This window comes from Streptomyces sp. NBC_00996 (genome assembly GCF_045162675.1).
Taxonomy (GTDB): domain Bacteria; phylum Actinomycetota; class Actinomycetes; order Streptomycetales; family Streptomycetaceae; genus Streptomyces.
Genome location: NZ_CP108723.1, coordinates 5,704,650 through 5,726,171 on the forward strand (window position 1 = coordinate 5,704,650; position 21,522 = coordinate 5,726,171).

At 69.7% G+C, this 21,522-nt stretch carries 22 protein-coding genes; 12 read left to right on the forward strand and 10 right to left on the reverse strand.

Going from position 1 to position 21,522, the window contains the following annotated elements:
* Positions 1 to 169 precede the first annotated feature (169 nt).
* Positions 170 to 373, forward strand: coding sequence for a cold-shock protein (locus tag OG390_RS26795; RefSeq protein WP_010986199.1), 204 nt, complete (start codon positions 170 to 172; stop codon positions 371 to 373).
* A 257-nt stretch (positions 374 to 630) separates the two neighbouring features.
* Positions 631 to 756: a hypothetical protein gene (locus tag OG390_RS26800; protein WP_406171736.1), complete on the forward strand. Its 126-nt coding sequence runs from the start codon at positions 631 to 633 to the stop codon at positions 754 to 756.
* Between the two features lie 28 nt (positions 757 to 784).
* Here the strand turns inward: OG390_RS26800 and OG390_RS26805 are convergent, their stop codons facing one another.
* Together OG390_RS26805 and OG390_RS26810 are read right to left on the reverse strand one after the other, a co-directional pair.
* The gene (locus OG390_RS26805; RefSeq protein ID WP_406171738.1) at positions 785 to 1,204 is read right to left on the reverse strand and encodes an ATP-binding protein; all 420 of its coding nucleotides are present in this window, start codon (positions 1,202 to 1,204) and stop codon (positions 785 to 787) included.
* A gap of 190 nt (positions 1,205 to 1,394) precedes the next feature.
* Positions 1,395 to 1,859 (reverse strand): cupin domain-containing protein, encoded by a 465-nt coding sequence (locus OG390_RS26810; RefSeq protein ID WP_406171740.1) that lies wholly within the window; start codon positions 1,857 to 1,859, stop codon positions 1,395 to 1,397.
* A 202-nt stretch (positions 1,860 to 2,061) separates the two neighbouring features.
* On the opposite strand from OG390_RS26810, the gene OG390_RS26815 reads away from it, so the two are divergent.
* Positions 2,062 to 2,871 (forward strand): FkbM family methyltransferase, encoded by an 810-nt coding sequence (locus OG390_RS26815; protein ID WP_406171742.1) that lies wholly within the window; start codon positions 2,062 to 2,064, stop codon positions 2,869 to 2,871.
* A gap of 21 nt (positions 2,872 to 2,892) precedes the next feature.
* Here OG390_RS26815 and OG390_RS26820 read toward each other — a convergent pair whose 3' ends face one another.
* The 3 genes from OG390_RS26820 to modA are packed head-to-tail and all read right to left on the reverse strand — an operon-like array spanning position 2,893 to position 5,739.
* A complete protein-coding gene (locus tag OG390_RS26820; protein ID WP_406171744.1) occupies positions 2,893 to 4,023 on the reverse strand; it encodes an ABC transporter ATP-binding protein in 1,131 nt (376 codons plus the stop codon).
* A gap of 28 nt (positions 4,024 to 4,051) precedes the next feature.
* On the reverse strand, positions 4,052 to 4,918 hold the full coding sequence (locus OG390_RS26825; RefSeq protein WP_406171746.1) for an ABC transporter permease: 867 nt from the start codon (positions 4,916 to 4,918) through the stop codon (positions 4,052 to 4,054).
* A complete protein-coding gene (gene modA, locus OG390_RS26830; RefSeq protein ID WP_406171748.1) occupies positions 4,915 to 5,739 on the reverse strand; it encodes a molybdate ABC transporter substrate-binding protein in 825 nt (274 codons plus the stop codon). The genes OG390_RS26825 and modA overlap by 4 nt, the downstream gene beginning before the upstream one ends.
* Positions 5,740 to 5,914: 175 nt before the next feature.
* Here modA and OG390_RS26835 point away from each other — a divergent pair, with 175 nt between their 5' ends.
* Positions 5,915 to 6,331, forward strand: coding sequence for a LysR family transcriptional regulator substrate-binding protein (locus tag OG390_RS26835; protein WP_406171749.1), 417 nt, complete (start codon positions 5,915 to 5,917; stop codon positions 6,329 to 6,331).
* Positions 6,328 to 6,549, forward strand: coding sequence for a hypothetical protein (locus tag OG390_RS26840; RefSeq protein WP_406171751.1), 222 nt, complete (start codon positions 6,328 to 6,330; stop codon positions 6,547 to 6,549). Before OG390_RS26835 ends, OG390_RS26840 begins: the two co-directional genes overlap by 4 nt.
* A gap of 204 nt (positions 6,550 to 6,753) precedes the next feature.
* Here OG390_RS26840 and OG390_RS26845 read toward each other — a convergent pair whose 3' ends face one another.
* A complete protein-coding gene (locus OG390_RS26845; RefSeq protein WP_189187005.1) occupies positions 6,754 to 7,146 on the reverse strand; it encodes a molybdopterin-binding protein in 393 nt (130 codons plus the stop codon).
* Between the two features lie 102 nt (positions 7,147 to 7,248).
* On the opposite strand from OG390_RS26845, the gene OG390_RS26850 reads away from it, so the two are divergent.
* On the forward strand, positions 7,249 to 7,701 hold the full coding sequence (locus OG390_RS26850) for a hypothetical protein (RefSeq protein WP_406171753.1): 453 nt from the start codon (positions 7,249 to 7,251) through the stop codon (positions 7,699 to 7,701).
* Here the strand turns inward: OG390_RS26850 and OG390_RS26855 are convergent.
* From OG390_RS26855 to OG390_RS26870, 4 genes are read right to left on the reverse strand one after another with little or no spacing between them, the layout of a single operon-like run.
* On the reverse strand, positions 7,636 to 8,154 hold the full coding sequence (locus OG390_RS26855; protein ID WP_406171754.1) for an HIT family protein: 519 nt from the start codon (positions 8,152 to 8,154) through the stop codon (positions 7,636 to 7,638). The two genes, OG390_RS26850 and OG390_RS26855, sit on opposite strands and share 66 nt — an antisense overlap.
* Complete coding sequence (locus tag OG390_RS26860; protein ID WP_406171756.1) at positions 8,154 to 9,128, reverse strand: TIR domain-containing protein; 975 nt, start codon at positions 9,126 to 9,128, stop codon at positions 8,154 to 8,156. Before OG390_RS26860 ends, OG390_RS26855 begins: the two co-directional genes overlap by 1 nt.
* A gap of 29 nt (positions 9,129 to 9,157) precedes the next feature.
* Positions 9,158 to 10,246, reverse strand: a complete 1,089-nt coding sequence (locus OG390_RS26865) for an effector-associated domain 2-containing protein (RefSeq protein WP_406171758.1) — start codon at positions 10,244 to 10,246, stop codon at positions 9,158 to 9,160.
* Positions 10,243 to 11,361 carry a toll/interleukin-1 receptor domain-containing protein gene (locus OG390_RS26870; protein ID WP_406171760.1) on the reverse strand — a complete coding sequence of 373 codons (1,119 nt, stop codon included), beginning with the start codon at positions 11,359 to 11,361 and terminating at the stop codon, positions 10,243 to 10,245. The genes OG390_RS26865 and OG390_RS26870 overlap by 4 nt, the downstream gene beginning before the upstream one ends.
* Positions 11,362 to 11,897: 536 nt before the next feature.
* Between OG390_RS26870 and OG390_RS26875 the strand changes: the two genes are divergently transcribed.
* The 6 genes from OG390_RS26875 (at position 11,898) to OG390_RS26900 (ending at position 21,367) form a co-directional block, all read left to right on the forward strand.
* Positions 11,898 to 13,121, forward strand: a complete 1,224-nt coding sequence (locus OG390_RS26875; protein WP_406171762.1) for an FxsB family cyclophane-forming radical SAM/SPASM peptide maturase — start codon at positions 11,898 to 11,900, stop codon at positions 13,119 to 13,121.
* Positions 13,122 to 13,168: 47 nt separating this feature from the next.
* The gene (locus OG390_RS26880) at positions 13,169 to 13,939 is read left to right on the forward strand and encodes a hypothetical protein (protein WP_406171764.1); all 771 of its coding nucleotides are present in this window, start codon (positions 13,169 to 13,171) and stop codon (positions 13,937 to 13,939) included.
* Between the two features lie 22 nt (positions 13,940 to 13,961).
* Positions 13,962 to 17,954, forward strand: coding sequence for an FxSxx-COOH system tetratricopeptide repeat protein (fxsT, locus tag OG390_RS26885; RefSeq protein WP_406171766.1), 3,993 nt, complete (start codon positions 13,962 to 13,964; stop codon positions 17,952 to 17,954).
* Between the two features lie 60 nt (positions 17,955 to 18,014).
* Positions 18,015 to 18,950, forward strand: coding sequence for a hypothetical protein (locus OG390_RS26890; RefSeq protein WP_406171768.1), 936 nt, complete (start codon positions 18,015 to 18,017; stop codon positions 18,948 to 18,950).
* 9 nt (positions 18,951 to 18,959) lie between these two features.
* Positions 18,960 to 20,030 (forward strand): hypothetical protein, encoded by a 1,071-nt coding sequence (locus tag OG390_RS26895; RefSeq protein ID WP_406171770.1) that lies wholly within the window; start codon positions 18,960 to 18,962, stop codon positions 20,028 to 20,030.
* A gap of 146 nt (positions 20,031 to 20,176) precedes the next feature.
* Positions 20,177 to 21,367 carry a hypothetical protein gene (locus OG390_RS26900; RefSeq protein WP_406171772.1) on the forward strand — a complete coding sequence of 397 codons (1,191 nt, stop codon included), beginning with the start codon at positions 20,177 to 20,179 and terminating at the stop codon, positions 21,365 to 21,367.
* The last annotated feature ends 155 nt before the right edge of the window (positions 21,368 to 21,522 follow it).

The following is a 21,522-nucleotide window of genomic DNA, read 5'->3' on the forward strand; positions in this document are numbered from 1 at the left end:
GGTGAGATAGTGCGCCCCCCCTCGGGGCCAGTACCGTGCTAGTGTCGATATCAGTTGCAGTTGTGGTTCCCAAAGTTTTTCCGGTGCGTTTTCCGGACGGGGCAATCATCGCGGCGACGCAGGTCCACACAGTGTGGGCCTTCGAGCTTTGCCCCGAAGGAGATATGACATGGCTACTGGCACCGTGAAGTGGTTCAACGCGGAAAAGGGCTTCGGCTTCATCGAGCAGGACGGCGGCGGCGCCGACGTCTTCGCCCACTACTCGAACATCGCCACCCAGGGCTTCCGTGAGCTCCAGGAAGGCCAGAAGGTGACCTTCGACGTCACCCAGGGCCAGAAGGGCCCCCAGGCGGAGAACATCGTCCCCGCCTAGTCCGGGACCCGCTGACGCCTGACTCCCGAGTCGGCCGACGCTTACAGGTGGCCGGGACCCGCACCCTGAGGTGCGGGCCCCGGCCACCTGCTTTTTGTTTCCCTCGGGCTTCTTCCCGGCTTCCTCGGGCCGTCTTCCGGGCGTCTTCCCTGAATGAATTTCCGGCGAATTTCCCGGCTCGTCCTACCCGTTTTCGGCGCCGCGAAACTCACCCTGCGGAGGCACCATGCGTTGCGTGCGACTTCACTGAGGCCGAGGTGGCCCGCGCCCTCACCCGCCTGGGCTTCGTCTGCCGCCCGGCCTCCGCCCCGGCCCGCCCGGCCTCCGCCCCGGCCCGCCCGGTCGTCGCCGGCCGGGCCGAGAGCTGGTCCGGACCCGCGTAGCCCGTGGCGCCCGTATGCGGCTGCGGTACTACACCGCCAGGACCGCGCGGACCGTCTTGCCGCCGAAGCCGGTGCTGACGACCTCCAGGCTGTGGGCGAGGTGCTGGACCATCGCGAGGCCGCGGCCGCTCTCCGAGTCGGCGTCCAGCGGGCCGACGCGGGGCCGCCCGGGGCTGTCGTCGTGGACCTCGACGGTCACCTGTCCGTGCCCCAGCTGCAGGCGCAGCCGGCAACCGGTGCGGCCGTGCCGTATGGCGTTGGCGACGAGTTCCGAGGCGATCAGCGTGGCGTCGTCGACCTGGTCGGCGGTCGGCGCCGGCATCCGCGGCCATGGCCGGGTGAGGAACGCCGACGTCAACCTGCGGGCCCTGCCCGCCGAGACGGCCGTACGCGGCAGTGTGTACTCCACGCGGGCGGTCGGCCTGACGGCGCGCTGGTGCGCACGCATGACGGACACCTCTCTTCCCCCTGCCAGGACAACCAGCACCCGGCGGCTCCATCCCCACCGACCGGGACTCGCGCGAAACGGTGCGCGGCCGGTCCTGCCTTCGGGTGATGCCCGCCCCTGGTGATCGGCAACCAGCGCCTTACGTCACAAAGCCGCGACGGAGCCCTCCGGGCAGGTGCCGGAGCCCCGATCAGAGCCCCGAGTCGAGCAGGCGGAAGTCCTCGTAGTCGAAGCCGGGAGCCACCACGCAACTGACCAGCACCTCCTGATCAGTTGCCGGGCGAGCGGACTGCCACACGCCGCCGGGGATCAGGACCTGGGGGCGTTCACCGGCCTCGATGGCCGGGCCGAGGCGGACGACCGTGGGGGTGGAGTCGGGGGTGCGGCCGTCGCCGCCGAGGAGCAGGTCAAGGGGGCCGCCGCGGTGCCACAGCCACAGTTCGTCGGAGCGCACCGTGTGCCAGGCGGATGTGTCGTGCGGGGTGAGCAGGAAATAGATCGCGGTCGCGGCGGCGCGGGGGCCGGGGTAGCCATCGGGGCGGAAGGCCTGTGGCGCCGTCCACGTCTCGACGAACCAGCCACCCTCGGGGTGCTGTTGCATGCCCAGTTCGGCGGCCAGCGGCGGGACGGCGGAAGGCGTCTCTGGAGAGGTCACCAGATGGCTGTACCACGCAGATGAAGGCGGTTCAACCAACTCCCGGTGCGCGCCCCGACATGTCTGAAAGGGTGTGGGGATGCCGGCCCTTCACAGAAAACTGCTAGGGCTGCTTCCCCGGATAGGGGTGCGGGTTCTGGATCTCGGTTCGGGTACAGCGTTGGTCTACCGGCGTGGTGAGCGCAGACGCGTTCCGCTGGGTATGGGTGCTGATCTGGTGCTGAGAGGCGCGACCGCGGCCTGGAAGAGCGTGTCTCTCGGGGACACCGGCGCCCGTCTGCTCCTCGACGAGAAGGCGACGGCGGCCGACGAACGCCGGTTCCAGCTGGCGGCCGCGGCCTACCTGTGCGGGCAGCACGTCGCCGCGCTCCTCGACCGGTACGAGGTGAACTGCGTCTTCGACGTGGGGGCCAACGCCGGCCAGTACGGCCGGCGGTTGCGCCGCCTCGGCTACAGCGGCCGGATCGTCTCCTTCGAACCCACGGCGGAGGCCTTCGCCAAGCTCCGGAAGGCCGCCGAGGAGGACCCCGACTGGTGGGTGTACCAGGTCGGGCTGGGCCGCGAAGACGCCACCCAGTCCATCCACGTGGGCTGGAACACCATGAACTCTCTCCTCCCGCCGAGCGATTACGGCAAGGACCGCTACAAGCGGTTCGCGAAGACGCGCACCGAGGACATCGAGATCCGCCGGCTCGACGGGGTGATGGACAAGGCGCTGGCCGGGATCACCGATCCCCGGCCCTATCTGAAGATGGACACCCAGGGGTACGACCTGGAGGTGTTCGCGGGCGCCGGGGACCGCGTCCCCGAGTTCGTCGGGATGCAGTCGGAGGTCGCGACGCTGCGGCTGTACGAGGGCAGCCCCCGGATGGGCGAGGCGATCGCCGTGTACGAGGGGAGCGGGTTCGAGATCACGGGCATGTACCCGGTGTCGCGGGAAGCGGCGACGGGCCGGGTGGTGGAGTTCGACTGCGTGATGGTGCGCGCGGCCGCCGTGCCCGCCTCCGAATGATCCGCCGGACAGGCCCTGACGCTACGCCGGATACGCGTGCGTCTGCGTGGCCTTCACCGTCGCCCAGACCGAGGCACCCGGGTGCAGGTCCAGTTCCGCCGCGGCGACCGTCGTCAGGTCGGCGGCGAGCGGGAGTTCGCCGGTGAGGTCCGCGCGGATCTGGTCGCCGTGGGTCTCCAGTCCGCCGACCCGGCACTGCCACAGATTACGGGCGCTGGAGCCGGTGGGGCGGTCGCGGTGCAGGGTGACGGCGCCGGGCGGGAAGGCCACGAAGGCCGGTCCGTCGAGGTCCTCGGTCGTGGTGATCGCCGGGCCCGAGTCGAGCCGTACGGTGTGGCCCTCGGCCTGCCCCCGGTAGAGGTTGAGGCCGACCAGCTGGGCGATGTAGTCGGTGCGCGGATGCCGGGCGATGTCCGACGGTGTGCCCTCCTGGACGACGCGGCCGTGCTCGATGACGACGAGCCGGTCGGCCAGCACCATCGCGTCCAACGGGTCGTGCGTCACCAGTACGGCGACGGCCTCGAAGTCGGCCAGGTGGCGCCGGAGCTGGGCGCGCACATCGAGGCGCGTACGGGCGTCGAGCGCGGCGAGCGGTTCGTCGAGCAGGAGCAGCCGGGGGTGGGTGGCCAGCGCGCGGGCGAGGGCGACGCGTTGCGCCTGCCCGCCGGAGAGCCGGCGCGGCTTGGCTCCGGCGTGGTCGGTCAGGCCCATGCGGTCCAGCCATTCGGCGGCCTGCGCCCGAGCCTCGGCCTTCCCCGCGCCCTGGCAGCGCGGTCCGAAGGCCACGTTGTCGAGGGCGGTCAGGTGGGGGAAGAGCAGATAGTCCTGGAAGACGACGCCGACGGGTCGGGATTCGGGCGGCGTACGGTCCAGCGCGGCGCCGTCCAGCCGCAGATGCCCGCCGTCGGACAGCGGGGTGAGACCGGCCAGCGTGCGCAGCGCGGTGGTCTTGCCCGCGCCGTTCGGCCCGAGCAACGCGACGACGTCGCCGGGGGCGGCGGTCAGCGTGACATCGAGGTGGAAGGCGCCGCGGTGGACGACGAGGCGGGCGTCGAGGCCCTTGTCGGGTCCCTTGCCGGCGAAGCCCCGCTCGGCGGGGGCGGTCGGGTCGGTCGTGGCGCCGTCACCGTCTCGTACACGTCCGTCCGTCATGGCGCCACCACCGTCTCGTACCCGTGCGTCATGAGGCCGCCGTCATCCAGCGGTCGCGCAGTCCCGCGAGGACCGCGATCGACACGGCCAGCAGCACCAGGCTCAGCGCGATCGCGGCGGCCGGGTCGTCCTGCAGGGCCAGGTACACGGCCAGTGGCATGGTCTGCGTACGGCCGGGGAAGTTGCCCGCGAAGGTGATCGTCGCGCCGAACTCGCCGAGCGCGCGGGCCCAGGCCAGCACGGAGCCCGCCGCGATCCCGGGCGCGATCAGCGGCAGCGTGACCCGGCGGAACGCGGTGAAGCGGGAGGCGCCGAGGGTCATGGCGGCCTCCTCGTAGCGCGGATCGGCGGCCCGCAGCGTGCCCTCCACGCTGATCACGAGGAACGGCATCGCCACGAACGCCTCGGCCACGACCACCCCGGCCGTGGTGAACGGCAGCGTGATCCCGAAGGCCGAGTCCAGCCACTGTCCGACGACTCCGTTGCGACCGAGGGCCAGCAGCAGGGCCACACCGCCCACCACCGGGGGCAGCACGAGCGGCAGCGTCACCAGGGCGCGTACGAAGCCGCGCCCAGGGAACTCGGTGCGCGCGAGCAGCCACGCGAGGGGCACGCCGAGCACCAGGCTCACCGCGGTCGCCGCTGTGGCGGTGAGCAGGGACAGTTGGAGCGCCTGCCAGACCTCCGTGCTGGTCAGCTGGTCCGGCAGGCTGCGCCAGGGAGCCCGTACAAGGAGGGCGAGAAGGGGGAGGAGCAGGAAGGCCAGGCCGACGAGGGCGGGCAGCAGCAGGGGGAGCGGCGCGCCGCGCCGCGTGCCCGTCCGGACGCGTCCGCGCCGCGGCCCACCGGTCAGGGTGTCGGCCGCGGCGTCGGAGGTGTCCAGCCCGGTGGTCACGGCTTGAGGAATCCGGCCGCTGTCAGGACCTTCTGGCCCTCGGCTGACTTCACCAGCTCGATGAACGCCTTTGCCGCGGCCGCGTTGTCCGCGTCCTTGAGCAGGGCCATCGGGTAGTCGTTGACGGCATTGGCCGACTCGGGGAACTCCACGCCCTCCACCTTGTCACCCGCCGCCTTCACATCGGTCTTGTAGACGACGGCGGCGTCGGCCTCCTTCAGCTCCACCTTCGTCAGGGCGCTCTTGACGTCCTGCTCGTACGAGACCGGGGTGAGCTTGAGGCTGCTGGCGTCCAGCGCCTTCTGCGCGGCGGCGCCGCACGGCACCGTCTTGTCGCACAGGACGACCTTCAGGCCGGACTTGGTGAGGTCCTTCAGGGAGGCGACCTTGTCGGGGTTGCCGGGCAGGGTGGCGATCTCCAGCTGGTTGCGGACGAAGGTGGTCGGGGTGCCGACCGCGTCGTTCTTGTCCGTCACGATCGCCATCGTCTTGGGGCTGGCGGCGGCGAACACGTCGGCCGGGGCGCCGCCCGTGATGCTCGCGGCGAGCGAGTCACTGCCGCCGAAGCTGAAGGTCACCTTCGTACCGGGGTGGGCCTTCTCGAACTCCTTGCCCAGCGTCGTGAAGCTCTCCTTCAGGGAGGCGGCGGCGAAGACGGTCACCGTGCCGGAGAGCTTCGAGCTGTCCTTGGCGGACGCCGAGGAGTCCGGCTTCGCCGAGGAGTCGGACGAGGAGGAGCAGGCGCTCAGGGCCAGCAGCGCGGCGGCGCCGGCGCCTGCCACCCGCAGGGTCCGGCAGGTCCGGCGTGCGGTACGGGTCATTACGGTTCCACTCCCTTTGAAGCCTCAGTCGTGCATACGCCGATCATACTTCCGCAGATGCCACCCAAAAGTCTCCTGTCACATCGCATGAGCTGGGTGATCGACGCATGGACGTGCGCATGTGCGTTTGTACGAGCCGGTGCTGCGGGTACGGTCTTCCGGGAGGTGGTACCCAGTGACCCAGTCCCTTACGGAACCGCCCGTCCGCCCGACGGCGGAGCACCCGCGGGCCCGGGTCGCACTGGCGTCGCTGTCGTCCGCCGAGATCAGACAGGGCCTGGCCGAGTTCGAGCTGGACGCGGCGATGACGTATCTCGACGACGACGAGCTGCGTCCCGCACGCGGCTTCCCGCTGTACGAGGAGCGGTATGTGCTCCTCACACCGGTGGACGGCCCGCTGGCCACGGCGCCGACGGCTCGCTGGGCGCAGGCGGCGGCGCTGCCGCTGTGTCTGCTCAGCCCCCGGATGCGCAACCGCCGGATCATCGACGCGTGCTTCGCCGCCGACGGAGCGACGGCCGCCCGGCGATCGAGTCGGACAGCGTCGCCGGGTTGTACGCGCATCTGCCGGGCGGCCGCTGGTCCAGCGTGATATCGCATGCCTGGCTGCACATGTTCGGGGTGCCCGACGGGATGCGGGTGGTGCCGCTGGAAGGACCCGCGCACGGGCCCAGGGTCGGGATCGTGGTGGCCCGGGAGGAGCCTCAGTCCGTGCTGGCGGAGGCGCTGTTGAAGGTGGCGCGGGAGGCGGACGTACGGGACGCCCTCGATGCGCTGCTGAAGGAGCATCTGGGCGGGCGGAGCCGATAGCCGCCGGCTGTCCGGGCACAGCAACGTTCGTTCGACCGGCGCGATCGACCCCGAGGATCGTGAAAGCACCTTCCGATCAACGCGGTTGAGGAGAGCCGCGTCATGGCCGAGGTGCTCTGCGTGCTGTACGACGAGCGACTGCGACTGCGACTGCGACTGCGACTTCGGCGACGACGTCGGCAGAGTCGTGAACCGCACGCCTCCTCACGTGCGGTCGATGTGCACGTTGGTCGACTTCACCCGGGCGGTGGCCTCCATGCCGACTTCCAGGCCCAGCTCCTCGACGGCCTCCCGGGTCAGCAGCGAGACCAGCCGGTGCGGTCCCGCCTGGATCTCCACCTGGGCCGCGACATCGCCGAGTTTGACGGCGGTGACGATGCCCGGGAACGCGTTGCGGACGGACGTGTAGGAGGCTCCCTCCTCACCACCGGCCCCGGCCAGCTCGACGGAGAACGCGGCGAGATCCCGCCCGTCGATGAGCCGCCGCCCGCCCTCGTCCCGATGGGTGGCCACCCGACCGGCGTCCGCCCACCGTCGGGCGGTGTCGGGGCTCACGCCGAGGAGCCGGGCGGCCTGGCCGATTGTGTAGGACTGCATGGGCGTCACGATAGGCCGGAAATCCGGCACAGCGTGCGCGGGCACCGGACGGACCGGACGAAAGCCCGCCGGCCCGATGACGGTCGGCGGTAATCTTCTCCGATGAACACCAGGGGTGTGGGGGACCCGGCCGACGCGGACCGTCAGGTTCTCGACGCGGATCAGGTGAAGCATCTTGAGTTCCTGCAGGGGGTCGTCTCACGGCTCGCCAACAACTCCTTCCTGGTGAAGGGCTGGGCGCTGACCCTGACCGGAGGCCTCCTCGCCTTCGCGGCGGGCAGCACCAGCTGGCCCATCGTCGCGACGGCGCTGATCGTGCTCGCGGCCTTCTGGTTCCTGGACGGCTACTTCCTGCACCAGGAGCGGCTGTTCCGCACGCTCTACGACGAGGTCAGGCGGCCCAGGAGCACGGTCGAGCCGTTCTCCATGGACCCCCGCCCCTACGCGGACCGGGTGAGGTGGCGGCGGTCCGCCTTCTCCCCGACGCTCTCACTGTTCTACGGCGGTCTCTGCGTCGCTCATCTCGCCTTCCTGGCCGTCCTGTTGCTCGGCTGACCGGCGCCCGCGCCCCGCTCTCACGGCCAGCCGCAGCCGCTCGGCCGCCGCGTCCAGCCCGGTGGGTTCCATGGGCGGTGACGGCGGCCAGAAGTTGCCGATCCGGTCACCCTCGTAACGGGCCACGACGTGTACGTGGAGGTGCATGACGCTCTGAGTCGCCGACGCGCCCGCCGAGTTCACGACGTTCAGCCCGGTGGGCCGGAAGGCGGCCCGCACCGCGTGCGCGACCCGCAGCACGCTCCGTGTCAACGCCGTGGCCGTCGCCTCGTCCAGGCCCCACAGATCCCGGATGTGCCGCCGGGGAATGACGAGCGCGTGCCCGCTGGTGACGGGCCTGAGCGGCAGGAAGGCCAGTGTGTCCTGGTCCTCGTGGATGACGCGGGCGAAGGCTGAACCCGCCGCGATCCTGCAGAAGGCGCAGTCGGAGTCCTCGGTGGCGCTGTGGTCCATCAGGCCATGGGCCACTTGGCCGCGGCGGCCCGCACCAGGCGCAGCACCGCCTCCGCCTCGGCCTCGCCCGTCTGGTCGGCCAGAGCATCCCCGACGGCCAGCAGAACGGCAGGCGTGCGGCGCCGGAGTGCGGCCGTGACCAGGGCGACCACCCTTGTCCTGAGCTGACCGCCGTCGCTCAGCAGATGCACCTGCTCGGGGTGGACCAGGGTGCGGACGGAATCCACGTACACGTCCCACCCGTCGCGGGTGCGGGCCACCTCGGAGGCCAGGATCAGCTCGATCAGTGCACGCTTCTCGCCGGGGGTCATCGGCGCGGCGCCGTCGGCACGAGGCGGCTCCTCCTCGGTGGGCGATGCCCGGGGCGTACGTGGCGCGGAGGCCGTGGGCGCCGGGGCGGCGGCGGTCAGCCCGAAGGCCGGAGGGAACCGTTCGGCGGTATCGGCGTCCAGCTCAGGCAGGGGTGCCGTGGCCGCCTGGACCATGTAGTCGGTCAGTTCGATGACGAACTTCTCGAACTCCTGCGGGTCGCCGCGCATGAGGTCGACCAGGCAGCTGTCCGCGTACGCGGCCCCGAGCTTCGGCATGCGGTACTGCACCGCCGCGACTTCGGGGGGCAGTGCCCGGGCGACCGGTACCCAGAACAGCGGAAGGATGGCGACCGGTTCCTGCGGAGCAGCCAGGCGCACCCGCTCCGTCATGACCGCCCACTCCCGCCCGCACCACTCGCGGTCGAAGTAGTCGTCGGAGAGGAGCGCGATCAAGAACCGGGTGCGGCCCAGCGCCTGAGAGAGCTTGCGCCGCCACTCGACACCGAGTTCCAGGTTCCCCACGTCGAGGAACCCCTCGTTGGTCGCGGACCGGCCGCGCTTGATCTCCACTTCCTGCTGGAGGCGGTCGTGGAACTGCCTGACGAGCGGGCTGTCCGCGCGGCGTACCGCGTAACTGGTGAAGAAGAACGGCGACCGTGTCATCGGTCCTCCCGGCATCTGTCATGGGGTGCCTATTGTCGCGGATCGCGGGTCCAAGCGGCCTTGGCCTTGTTGACCAAGCGCCGCACCTCGGCGACCCCGGCCTCGTCCTCCCCGAGCTCCTCCAAGGCGTCCGCGAGCGCGACCATGACCATTGAAGTCTCTTGGGACAACGCGAAGTTGACGACCGAGACGATACGGGTCCGGGTGGCCCCACTGTCGTTCGAGAGCGTCAACTGCGTCGGCCCGATCGCATACCGCACGGAGTCCACCCAGGCGTCGTACGCGTCCCGGGTGCGGCCCACCGGCGAGCGCGCCAGTTCCTCGATGAGGGTCCGGCGCTCCTCCGGGCTGAGGGGCCTGCCGGACTGGTCGGCCGCACGTGCGTGAGCAAGGAGGACCATGCCGCCGGGCGGCGTGTCGGGGTCCGTCCGGGGTGCCGGCGTCAGCGCCCTGGCGCACTTCTCGAAGCCGGAGTGGAGCACCTCCTCGGCGACCTCGAGCAGCAGTCCGGGATGGCCCTTGATCAGACTCGCCAGGTGCTCGGCCTGCTTCGAGTCCAGCTGGTCCTCGGCCTGGTCCAGGAGCAGTGCCTCGGCCTGCGCCTGACTGAGGCCACCGAGTTCCAGTCGGTTCTTCCCCCATGTCTCCCCGCCGGACCGGGAGGTGACGAGCCGGTGACCCGCGCCGGGGACGAAGTGCTCGTAGATCCGATCAGGGTTCGGCACGTTGTCGTAGACGAACAGCCAGCGTTTGTCGGGTCTGGGTTCGTGATTCGGCCCGAATTCCTGCGCGCACTTCTCGCGCAGCTGCCGGTACTGGTCGTCGATCAGTCCGCACAGCCGATCGTCATCGGTCTCGCCGTTGCACTCGAACCACCATGCCACGTCGTAACGGCGGTGGTAGCGGCGGCAGTAGGCGAGGGCCATCTGGGTTTTGCCGAAGCCCTGGAGCGGCGCGGCGGCGTCGTGCAGCAGCACGTGACCGTACTGCGTGAAGAGCTTCAACAGCGCCGCGATCTGGTCGTCGCGCCCCTGAAAGGGCAGGCCCAGTTCGCGGATATTCCATATGGGGGGCGGTTCGGTGGCCGAACGGGGTGGGCGCAGGCGGGCAGACGTCACCGGGCGTCTCCTCCGCGCTGGTCCGGGACCTGTGGATCGGGTTCGCGCACCAGGTCGCACAGAAGGCGGGCCTGGCTCTCGTCCGAGCCGGTCAACTGGGTGACCCGCACGCCACGGCGCACCAGCAGCGGACGGGGCTCGGCGTCGATCTGGACGGGAATGAGCCACTCTTTGCCCGGACCGACGAACGCGTTCTCCCAGTGGAGCGGATCGCCGGAGCCGGCCGCGAAGTAGCTGCGGGAGAAGACGACGACGACCCGCTCGGCCACCTCGTGTGCCCGTCGCACCGTCTCCGGCAACGACTCGTCCTCGGTCCTCCACCGCACCTGGGACACCTCGGGATGACCGGCCAGTTCCAGGATCTCCTCCATCCAGTCCGCCCAGGGCTGGTCCGCCCCCACGTAGCTGATGGCCACGGATTCGAGGGGGGCGGTGGGGAGGGGGGCATGGTGGTCGAGGTCCCCCAGGCCCGGCCCGGTACGGACCGCCGTGCGGGCCGGGGTGGTCTGGCGGGCGTGGGAGGTATACCCGAACGCGGGCTGTATGTCGCGGAGTTCGGCTGCGTCGGTGATCTCGGTGAGGCCGAGGCGTCTCGCCTCGGTGATGCGTTTGGCCAGTTGCCCTATCAAGGAGTAGTACGCCTCGTCGGCCGCCGAGCCGTCCGAATGCATCAGTCCGTGCAGCCCCGAAGTGACGTACCGCCGATATCCGTATCCGTCGTCCCACTCCGCGCCGATCGACCACTCCTCCGGGGCGGGCGCCCCCTTGGGAAGCCGCGGGACGGGCTTCCAGACGAGTGGGATCAGGCATTCGGACACGTCACGTTCGGCACGGTCTTCGTCCCGACGTAACCGACGTTGGAAGACGGCCAGTTCCAGACCGCAGTCCCGGTCCTTGAAGTACTCCGGCGAGTAGAGTGCGATCATCACCCCGACCCGGGTGATGGCGCTTTCGAGCACCGGTGGCGAACCGGGCTGTGGCCCCAGAACACCGCCCACCCATAAGCCTTCCTGGGCCCTCAGCCGGTACTCCAGGTCGGCGTGGAAGCGGCTGAGGGACGGCCACCCGTCGCTACGGGTGCAGCTGGTGTAGAAGTAGTTGACGGATCGATCCACGCGCCCCTCGCAGACTGCCGCCGGTAGTCCGGCAGGGCGAAACTCTCACTGGCATGGACATGGGCTTCGCAACGTCGTAGCTCCAGTCGGTCCGGTGGACCCCCGTTAACCGAGGATAGGCTTCCTTGACCGTGCTGGGTACAGTGGTAAGGAGCCTGACGGGCGCGCAAGTCAGGCGTACGGGCACACGTCAGGCGTACGGGGTGATATTCGCCGACGGCTCACGAGTCCCGGACTGTAGCAGGGTCTGTGACCCGTCCGATCGCTTCGGGGGCGGGGACGCGGGGGGAATGGGGGCCTGGGCGTGATGCAGAACGACACCGGGAGTGGCACCTCCCGAACGCTGGGCGAGTTACACGTGTTGGCGGACCTGGTGTCCGTCGAACGTCTGGAGCGGATGCCGCGTTCCGCGATGGTGGAAGCCCTGCTGAGGCAGCGTGCCCGCGGGGGCGGTACATCGGGGGAGGCGTCAGCGACGTCATCGGGGAAGACCGCAGCTCCCAGGTGGCACAGTGCGGTGTGAGTCGGCAACAGGTGTGCTCCGTGACTCATCCGCATTCTCGCAGTTCGTCGTCAAGCTCCACAGCAGGTGCAACTTCGCCTGCCCCGACTGCTATGTCTACGGGCTCCGGGACAGCGGCTGGTCGGCCCAGCCCCGGATGATGCCGCTCGCGGTCATGGAGCGGACGACGCGGCGGATCGCGGAGCATGTGCGACGCCACCGGCCCCCTGAGGCACGGGTGATGCTGCACGGTGGTGAACCGCTGCTCGCCGGACCGCGCAGGATCGGCCGCTTCGCCGAGGCGCTGCACAGTGCGTGGAGGGGGCTGGACACGGAGCTCGTCCTCGTCGTGCAGACCAACGGCGCGCTGCTGGACCGGCGTTTCCTGGACCTGTTCCGGCAGTGGGGCATCCGTGTCGGGGTCAGCCTGGACGGCACCCGCGAGGCCCACGACCGCCGACGCCGCCATCACTCGGGCAAGGGCACTCATGCGGATGTCGTACGAGCCCTGGAGCTGTTGCGCGACTCCGACTACCGCTCGCTGTACGGCGGTCTGCTGTGCACGGTGGACATCGCCGAAGACCCGGTGGACACCTATGAGGCCCTGCTGGCGCACGAACCTCCCTCGCTGGATCTGCTGATGCCGCTCGGCACCTGGCAGTTCCCGCCGCCGGGTCTGCCCGCGGCGCAGGAGGTTCCGTACGCGCGCTGGTTGGCCGCCGCGTTCGACCGCTGGTACGACGCGCCGGTGCGGGAGGTCCCGGTACGGCTCTTCGATTCGCTCGTCGATCTGCATCTCGGCGGGGCCGGCACCAGCGAGATGTGGGGGGCGCTCGGCTCGGATGTGGTGGTGGTGCAGCCGGACGGGAGCATCGAGCAGAACGACGTCCTCAAGGCGGTGCACGAGGGCGCCGCCCACACCGGCTACCACATCGATGCGCACGGTTTCGACGAGGCGAGTGCCCATCCCGGCTTCGCCGCAGAGCGAGAGGGAGTCGCCGGACTGTGCGCACAGTGCCGGAGCTGCGCTGTCGTGGACGTCTGCGGCGGAGGTCTGCGTGCGCATCGGTACCGGCCGGAGAACGGCTTCGACAACCCCTCGTGCTACTGCGCGGATCTACGCGCTCTGATCGAGCACGTACGCGACCGTGTCACCGGCACTCTTCTCGCTCTTGCAAAGGACTGTCACAAGGCGGTTACAGAGGAAGGGATTCTCCCTATCATGGGGATGCCTGCCGATGTAGAACCGTTGCACTGATCAGAGAATGATCCGGGGGACCCAGGGGCGGGAACGGGGGGCGAGGCATGGTCCCGTACTTCTTCATCAGCCATGCTGTGAGCGGCAGTGGCCGACAGGACGTTGAGCATTTTCGGGCGGATCTCCAGGCCGAGATCCGCGGCAGGCTGGGACGTGATCCCAGATTCGACGGAGCGCTTGCCGACTACCGGGGACTGGACGTCGGCGTCGGCCCACCACCCAACACCCCTGCCATGAACTGTCGTTCTCTCATAGTCCTCTACTCGCAGGAGTACTTCCACTCCCCGCCCTGCACCTACGATCTGGCCGTGTTCGACGAACGCATGAGTTGGCGACTGCACCGCACGGGCGAGGCCTCAGTGGCTCCCGTGGGGGTGGTGTGGAACACGATCGGTTTACCGGTGCGGCTGGCCGAGGAGACCGCCCGTCAGTCCGAATCGACGGGCAGCGACTATCCGCGGCGCAGCATCAGTCAGTTGCTTCGCGACCCTGCCGCGCGGGGCGGATACATCAAGGTGCTGCGCAGTGTCGCCGACCGGGTGCTGACCGCCGCGGACCGCTCACCACCCACGATGACGGCTCGTGATGTCGGCTACCTCACCTCATTCAGGTCTATGTCCCGTACGTCGCTCGCCTCCTGGGATATGCACCTTGCGCCCGTGCCGGTACCGTGGCACAACAGGCGCACCGGTTCGCCACAGGACACGGCTTCGATCGGAGCCGCGCTTGAACGGCCGGACTCGCCTCCCCGCACCAGATCGTGGTTCTCATCCCCGGGGGAAGGCGAACGCCCCATCCTCCGCGGCCCGCATGGCTGAGTGAACACGTGGAGCAGCATCAATGAGCAGCGTGGAGCCGGAGCCCCCCGGCGCCGAGGCCGCCCATGAACCGGCGACCATCGTCACCTTCTACTCGTACAAGGGCGGAGTGGGCCGCACCATGGCCCTCGCCAATGTGGCCTGGATCCTCGCCGGCCAGGGTTGCAGAGTGCTTGTCGTGGACTGGGACCTGGAGTCCCCGGGCCTGCACCGCTTTCTGCGTCCGTTCCTGAACGACCCGGAACTGGCCCGCACCCCCGGGGTGGTGGACATGGTCCAGGGCTACGGGAGAGGCGTCCTGAACCTGGTCGAGGCGGAAGGACTTGACGAGGCGGAGTTCGAGCGCCGGCTCCAGGAACTGCTCCAGCAGCACACCGACGTCCTGCAGCACCGTGACACCCTGCGATGGAGCCACTTCCAGCCGCCCGGGTCCATCGAATTTCTCGGGCCCGGTGTGCAGAACGAGTCGTACAGCACGGATGTGGCCCTCTTCGACTGGGCCTCGTTCTATCAGCAGCACCGGGGCAAGCAGTTCGTTCAGACGCTGCGCGAGCGGCTGCGGCAGGGGCCGTACGACTATGTGCTCATCGACAGCCGTACCGGCCACTCGGACAACGCGAGCATCTGCACGCTCTGGCTGCCCGATGTCGTCGTCGCGGGCTTCAACCTCAGCAACCAGTCGATCGAAGGCACCGCGAGCGTCGCCCGGCAGGTCCATCAGCAGGCCCGCGAGACCCAGCGGGACATTCGCATCCTCCCGGTGCCGATGCGCGTCGAACATTTCGACCCGAGCAAGGGCAGGCGGCGCAGGAGTTACATCCAGGGGCGGTTCGCCGGCTTGGTCGGCCCACTGACCAGGGGATCTCTGGAGGAGTACTGGGGGCAGGTCGAGGTACTGCACAACCCGGCCTTCGCCTACGAGGAAGTGCTCGTCCCCTTCACCCTGCTGCCCGGTTCGGCCTCGCCCCAGCTCACCGCCTACGTTCGTATCGCCGAGGAGATCAGCCGCGGACGGGTGACCGAGGCCCGGCCGGTGAAGGAGAACATCCGTCTCCAGTTCGCCGACCGCTTCGCCGAGGTCAGGACATCCGACCGGCGCACGGCCCGGATCGTCTACGCGCCGCGCGACCGTCAGTGGGCCGACTGGATTCGGTCCGTGCTGGCACGCGTCGGCATCAGCTGCGAGACGGCCGGCGACTGGCGGGCGGAAACGGGCCGGGCGAGCGCGAAGCCGACGTTCACGATCCTCGTGGTCTCTCCGGCGCTCCAGTCCGAACCCGCCCTCGACGCCGTCATCGACCAGCATCTGCGCGACGGCGGCCGCCTCGGCTCGGGCGAGCGCACCGGGTCGATCGTGCCCGTACGTGTCGAGGAGGCGTTGGTCAGGCCGCCCATCGCCGACCTGCGGGGACCACGTCTGCAGGAACTGGACGAGGCGGACGCGCAGGCGTTGTTGCTGGCGCACTTCGCCCAGGGAGAGCAGCCGGCGGAGCAGCGGAACCAGCCGAGCGACCGGTCGTCCGGCGGGGCGCGCTTCCCGGGCCGGACCCCCAGGCTCTGGAACAACATCCCGCAGCGTAACGCGATCTTCCAGGGCAGGGAGACGCATATCGGGCTGTTGCGCGACGGGTTCCCGCCCGGTCGTCCGGCGATGCCCGCGGTCCTCACCGGTCCGCTGGGCGTCGGGAAGAGCCAGATCGCCCTGGAGTTCGCGTACCGCTTCGCGGCGGACTACGACGCCATCCGGTGGATCAGGGCCGACAGCGCCGAAAACGTGGCGGTCGAACTGGCCGGGTTCGGCGAAGAGTTGGGGGTGACGAAAGCCACTGCCCCCGGCGCCGTGCAGGACACGCTGCGGGCACTGGCCGGCGGTCACGCCGACTACCACAGGTTCCTGCTCGTCTACGACAACGTACGCCGGCCCTCGGACCTGGAGGGTCTGCTGCCCAGCGGTGGCAGCAGCCATGTGCTGATCACGTCGGAGACCGACGACTGGAGCGTCACGGGACGGCAGCACGAGGTCGGTGTGCCGACCGAGGACGAGGCGCGTGGGCAGCTGCGCCGTCACTTCCCCGGGCTCCGCGACAAACAGGCCGATGACATCCTCGCCGTGTCGGGCCGTCTTCCGCAGACCGTCGAACAGGCGGCCGCCTGGCTCAAGGCCAGCGGGCTGCCGCGTCGGGAGGCGGCCGACCGCTATCGCGAGGCGATGTGCAACCAGTCCGCGGGTGCCGGGCCCAGGCGCGCGGCTCCGGGCCGAGGCGCAGGTTATCCGGCGGCGGCCCATGCCACCTGGTCGGTGTCGATGGAGTCGCTTCGGGTGGCGCGCCCCGTCGCGGAGGGGTTCCTGCGTCTGCTCGCCCACATGGCGCCGAACGGCGTGTCGATCGACGGGAAGACCGACGTACTGCGCTGCCAGGCCGCACTGGAGTGGTTGAGCTCGCTGGGCAGCGACCCGCTCACGGCTACGACGGCGGGGCTGGCGTTCCGCGCACTGTCGGAGCGCGCGCTGGCCCGCGTCGACTACGGAACCAAGCGCGTGGTGGGCGACCCGATGGGCCTGACCTTCCTGAGGAGCGGGCTGTCGGACGCCGAGTTCCAGGAGTCGCGTCGGGCGGCCCAGCGGATTCTGGCCTCTCTCTCGCCGCGCGACACGGAAGTCGACGACCCGACCCATGCCCCTGTCTTCGCCGAACTCGACCAGCACGTCGACCCGTCGGGTGCTGTGCACAGCGATGACGACGAGGTGCGGCGCTGGCTGGTCAACCAGGTGCGATACCGCCGCCTGGCGCGACGCCTCGACTCGGCGCAGAGTCTCGCCGAGCGGCTGCGCGACAAGTGGAACGAGCGGCACGGCCCCGTGGAGCGGACCGACGACGTACTCCTGCTTCGGCTGAACGTGGAACTGGGCAACATCCACCGTGACGCGGGCCGCTTCGTCGAGTCCGAGGAGATCAACCGCAGGGCACTGGAGCGGCTGCGCACCACGCTGGGCCTCGACCACCCGTACACCCTGCGCAGCGCGACCGGGCGGGGTGCCGAGCTGCGCGCGCTCGGCCATGTCCAGGAGGCCTTCGCCGAGGACCAGTCGACCGCCGACATCCTCACCGAGGTGTTCGGCCCCGACAACCCGTACACCCTGATGGCGACGGGCAATCTCGCGCTGTCGCTGGCCATGGTGGGTATGACGGCGGAGGCGCTGGACCTGCACCGGGAGACGTACGAGCGCTGCCGTGGGGTGCTCGGTGTGGAGCACGAGATGACATGGAGCGCGGCCACCCAACTCGGCATCCGCTACCGGGAATCCGGGGACTACGAGACCTCGCTGCTGCTGCTGCGGCAGGCCTTCAACGAGGCGGAGAAGCGCTTCGGGGAGGCCGATCCGGCGACGCTCCGCGCGGCCCGTGGTCTCGCGGCGACTCTGCGGCGCACGGCATGCGATGACCTGGACCAGATAGGCGCGGCGCGCAAGTACGACTCGGACGCGGTGGCGGGCTGGCTGTCCTACGCAGGCCCGGGGCACCACGAGCAGCTGGCCGGGCAGTTGGCGCTCGCGGCGGATCTGCGGCTGCTGGGGGAGGGGCGAGAGGCCTGCCGACTCGCGGAGGACGCCCTGGAACGGTTCGAGAGTTGGGGGGAGGACCATCCCTTCCGACGGATCAGTCAAGTGAACCTGGCCCTCTGTCGGCGCTCGGCGGGTCGGGTCGACGGCGCGCTGGAGCTCAGCGAGGCGGGCTGGCGGGGCCTGTGCGAGACGCTCGGATCGGATCATCCGCTGACTCTCATCGCGGCGCTCGACCACGCCAACGCCCTGGTGTTCTCCGGGGAGTCGACGGAAGCCTTGGAGATGGATCGTCGTACGTATGAGCGGCTGAGCGTCCGATGCGGGGCCGAGCACCCGCTGACGGGCTTCGCGGCGACGAATCTCCAGGACAGCGAGGCCCGGGTGCGGGACACCGGGGCAGCCCCGGGAGCGGAGCGCATCGAGATCGACATCGACCTGCCGTACATCTGACCGGAGCCGGACGGGCGACGGACAGTGCGGTGGTCGTGGGGCGTGGCAAGGAGGTCGGCAGTGGTGCGAAGGCCGGAGAGAGAGCTGGGCAGGCCCTGGTCGGCGGCCGTGGTCTCCGCGCGCCCGGGTGAGGGCGCGACGCTGGTCACCGCCGCCGCCGGGGCGCTGATCGACGCCGAGACCGGGCCCAAGGGACAGAACGTGATCCTTATGGACGCGGATGTGCGAACCGCAGGGCTCACCGCGCTGCTCGGCGCCTGGCACGCCGTGGGAACCGGTGATGAGTACGGGATGGGCACGGGCGCCGGTGACGGCGGTGGACTGCCCGGCTTCGCCTTGGACCGGCATGTCGCCCTGCGGGACCGCTCGGTCGAGCAACGGCTGCAGGAACTCCGCTCTCCCGATGGACGCAGCGGCGACATGTCACTGCTTGCGATGCGGGCACCGGGCAGTACGGCTCTGGCGTCGCTGCCGGATCTGTCGGAGATCACGGGTCGGGCGGTGGAGCTGCTGGCGGACCTCGCCGGTTGCCTGCTGGTGGACTGCGGACCGGGCTGGGGGCCGCTGACCCGGAGAATCTGCGAGACCGTCGAGTACGTCTTCGTGGTGGGCCGTGCGGACGCCCGTTCCCACCCGGACACCGTGCGGCTCGTCGAGCGCCTCGATGCCTCGGGCCTGCTGTCCAAGACCATCGGATACGTCGCGAACACACCCGGACAGAGTCCGCAGGCCACTCGGCAGAGTACGCAACTCGCCGGACAGTGCGCGGAATTCACCCGGCATAGTCCGGAATTCTCTGTTGGAGGAACGCATTCAGAGGGCACACTGGCTTTGAGAAGCATCATGGATCTGCCGTACGACCCCAGGGCCGCGCAGACGCTCGCACACGGAAAGCTGTCCGGCCCGCAGAGTCCCTTCGAGTCCGCGCTGTGCCAGGGCATGGAGGCACTCGAACCAGACCTGTTCCGCACCGGCTTCGACTTCGACATCACCTGAGGGGGAGTGATGGACACCGCGGACGACAGCCGCTCCGATGCCCCGGCGGGGAGCGCCTCGGTCATGACTCCCGCGCACCACAGAGCCGCTCATGTCACTGCCGACAGCGACGAGTTCATCACCATGTGCGCGCAGACGCTGCGCCCCGACGGGCTGCACCATGTGGCCGCCTATCACCGCGGGGTCTACAACTACTCGGTGGACATCCTGGACGGCCTGTGGCAGGCGGGCTCGCTCCCGGCCGGCACGGACACCAGATCCAGCCGCGAGCTCTACATCCGTGTGGGCCGGCAGCTGAACTTCCTGCTGGGGCGGATGGACCGGGCGCTGCGCCCGGTGGAGAGCGGACGGCTGATCCGGACCGTACTGCGCCTGGGTGAAGCATCGGTCTTCCATTACTACGTTCGGCCGGGCGAGTATCTGACAGGTGTCTCGCTGGGGCGGGACAACGACGAGTCGGGCGACCGGGCCATGGCCGGACTCGCCACCCGGTTCGGCGAGCTGCTGCGGCAACGCGGTCTGAACTACGGCGGGTTCGAGGAGGACACGCAGAAGTCCGAGGAGGGGCCGCGGCCCGGATCCGCGGCGGTTCCCGGGCCGTCCACGACCAAGGACGCGCTCCACTTCGAACGGTTCGGTATCCTCGGGCCGAATTCGGCCCGAGTGCGCGAGGCGTGCATCTCGGCGCTGTCCGCCGAGGATCTCCACTACGCGGCCTACGTCGACCCCGCCTGCGGGTTCCTCTCCGCCGACGTCCTCGAACTGGCCACGCTGGCACCCTACTTCCGCAACATAAGCCGACCGGGGCGCCGTGATCGCTACCAGGACATCGCGCGCAGACTGCCCTTCGTCGTGGCTCGGCTGGACCACTCGCTGAAAGCGGTGCTGCCGGGACGGCTGACCCGGACGGTGCTCGATGTGGACGAAGGGGCGCTTTACTATTTCGCCGCGGGGGACGGTCCTTTTCTGCTCGGCGTGACGCTGCACCAGGACCGCGTGTTCCATGCGGATCTTCGCATGAATATGCTATGTAATTCGGTACGTCACCTCCTCAAAGAAGGTGATGGCAACCGTAATTGACGGAGTGGCTGGTCGCGTGCTCTCTCAATGAGCGGGTTTCTGCTCGCTTTACGGCACAATTACCTGTTCTCGGGTCCTGATGGGCGGGAGAACTCTAAAGTCATCGGTGCGGCGGTGATCAAAGTGTCGGACGGGGGGTGATTCCCATGGCATCGGGCACGGTCCTCCGGGGCTTTCTCGGAGCCACGAAACACCTCTGGATCCTGTGCGGCATCATCGGGGTCGGCTGGGCGACCGGGGCCGGTGCCGGGACCGGGGACCTCAGCGGTTCCCCGCTCTATCTCTTCTTCACCATGCTGCTCCTGGCCGTCGGGCTGTACGGCAGCACCTCCGGGATCTCGCTGCGTGAGGCGAGCGAGGATCTGAGACTCCTGCTGCTCGCCGTGACCGTCGGAGTGGTGGCCAAGGCCGCGCTGATCGCCCTGGTCCTCTGGTGGGTGCTGGACGATCCCGCGTACCTGATCCTCGCCGTCGCGGTCGCGCAGATCGACCCGTTGTCCGTCGCCGCTTTGCGTGACTCCTCCCGGATGACCCCGCGCGGGAGGACGGTCCTGTCCGTCTGGGCCTCCTTCGACGACCCGGTCACGGTGCTGCTGACCGCCTACACCGCGCCCATCGCCCTGCGCGCCCTGCACGGCTCCCCCGGCACGGGCGGCATGGCGGCCATGTCCGGCCGCGATCTGCTGGACTACGCGGCGCAGCTGGGGTGGAACGCCGCGCTGGTGGCCGGGGCCGCGGCCGTGTGGCTGGTGCTGCGTGGTGTGCGGCGGCGTACGGGGACCGGGGACCCGTCACTGGGGGTCCGCACGGTGCAGGCGGTGGCCGTACTCGTCCTGCTCGTGGTGGCCGCCGCGTTCACCCTCATGCTCGGCATCGCCGTCGTCGGGCTGTTCTTCCGGCCCCCGGCGCTCCAGCGGCAGATCGGCCGGGTCACGCAGGGGGCCTACCTGGCAGCGGCCTTCACGCTGGGGTTGCTCCTGGTCGGGGGTATCGATGTGGCCTACGGCCTGGCGCTGGGCGCGGCGGCGTACGGTGCGCAGATCGCGGTGGGTACGGTGCTGGCTCGTAGGTTGGACCGGGTGGACCGTGTCTCGTTGGCCCTGGGCCAGCAGAACGGAGTGACCGCCGTCATTCTTGCCCTGTCGCTCCAACCGATGTTTCCCGAGGCGGTCGCGATCGTCGCTCCCGCCATCGTGACCGTCAATTTCCTCCATTTCGTGGCCAACTCCCTGTGGGGGCGGTTCCAGCCGGACCTTCCCGCACCGCGTCCCACCTCCCTGAGTCGGCCCGCTTCCCAGGACGCCGCTCCACCGGCAGCCATCACCGCAGACACGTGAAGGTGCCTGGTTATGGCCGACTGACGGCCCGGGCCGGCCTTCCGCACGGCCTGCGCCGCAGTCCCCGAAAGCCGCGGCGACTATGGTGTCGCTGCGTGTAGATGCGCATCGAACACCAGGAAAGACCACCAGGACAGCCAGGAACGTCGGCGAGG

Excerpts from the sequence above, each read along its gene's own strand:
- OG390_RS26855 (WP_406171754.1), bottom strand. The coding sequence starts at position 8,154 with ATGGACCACAGCGCCACCGAGGACTCCGACTGCGCCTTCTGCAGGATC.
- OG390_RS26820 (WP_406171744.1), bottom strand. The coding sequence starts at position 4,023 with ATGACGGACGGACGTGTACGAGACGGTGACGGCGCCACGACCGACCCG.
- OG390_RS26895 (WP_406171770.1), top strand. The coding sequence starts at position 18,960 with ATGGACACCGCGGACGACAGCCGCTCCGATGCCCCGGCGGGGAGCGCC.
- OG390_RS26795 (WP_010986199.1), top strand. The coding sequence starts at position 170 with ATGGCTACTGGCACCGTGAAGTGGTTCAACGCGGAAAAGGGCTTCGGC.
- OG390_RS26900 (WP_406171772.1), top strand. The coding sequence starts at position 20,177 with ATGGCATCGGGCACGGTCCTCCGGGGCTTTCTCGGAGCCACGAAACAC.
- OG390_RS26845 (WP_189187005.1), bottom strand. The coding sequence starts at position 7,146 with ATGCAGTCCTACACAATCGGCCAGGCCGCCCGGCTCCTCGGCGTGAGC.
- fxsT (WP_406171766.1), top strand. The coding sequence starts at position 13,962 with ATGAGCAGCGTGGAGCCGGAGCCCCCCGGCGCCGAGGCCGCCCATGAA.
- OG390_RS26880 (WP_406171764.1), top strand. The coding sequence starts at position 13,169 with ATGGTCCCGTACTTCTTCATCAGCCATGCTGTGAGCGGCAGTGGCCGA.
- OG390_RS26850 (WP_406171753.1), top strand. The coding sequence starts at position 7,249 with ATGAACACCAGGGGTGTGGGGGACCCGGCCGACGCGGACCGTCAGGTT.
- modA (WP_406171748.1), bottom strand. The coding sequence starts at position 5,739 with ATGACCCGTACCGCACGCCGGACCTGCCGGACCCTGCGGGTGGCAGGC.
- OG390_RS26815 (WP_406171742.1), top strand. The coding sequence starts at position 2,062 with ATGGGTGCTGATCTGGTGCTGAGAGGCGCGACCGCGGCCTGGAAGAGC.
- OG390_RS26860 (WP_406171756.1), bottom strand. The coding sequence starts at position 9,128 with ATGACACGGTCGCCGTTCTTCTTCACCAGTTACGCGGTACGCCGCGCG.
- OG390_RS26805 (WP_406171738.1), bottom strand. The coding sequence starts at position 1,204 with ATGCGTGCGCACCAGCGCGCCGTCAGGCCGACCGCCCGCGTGGAGTAC.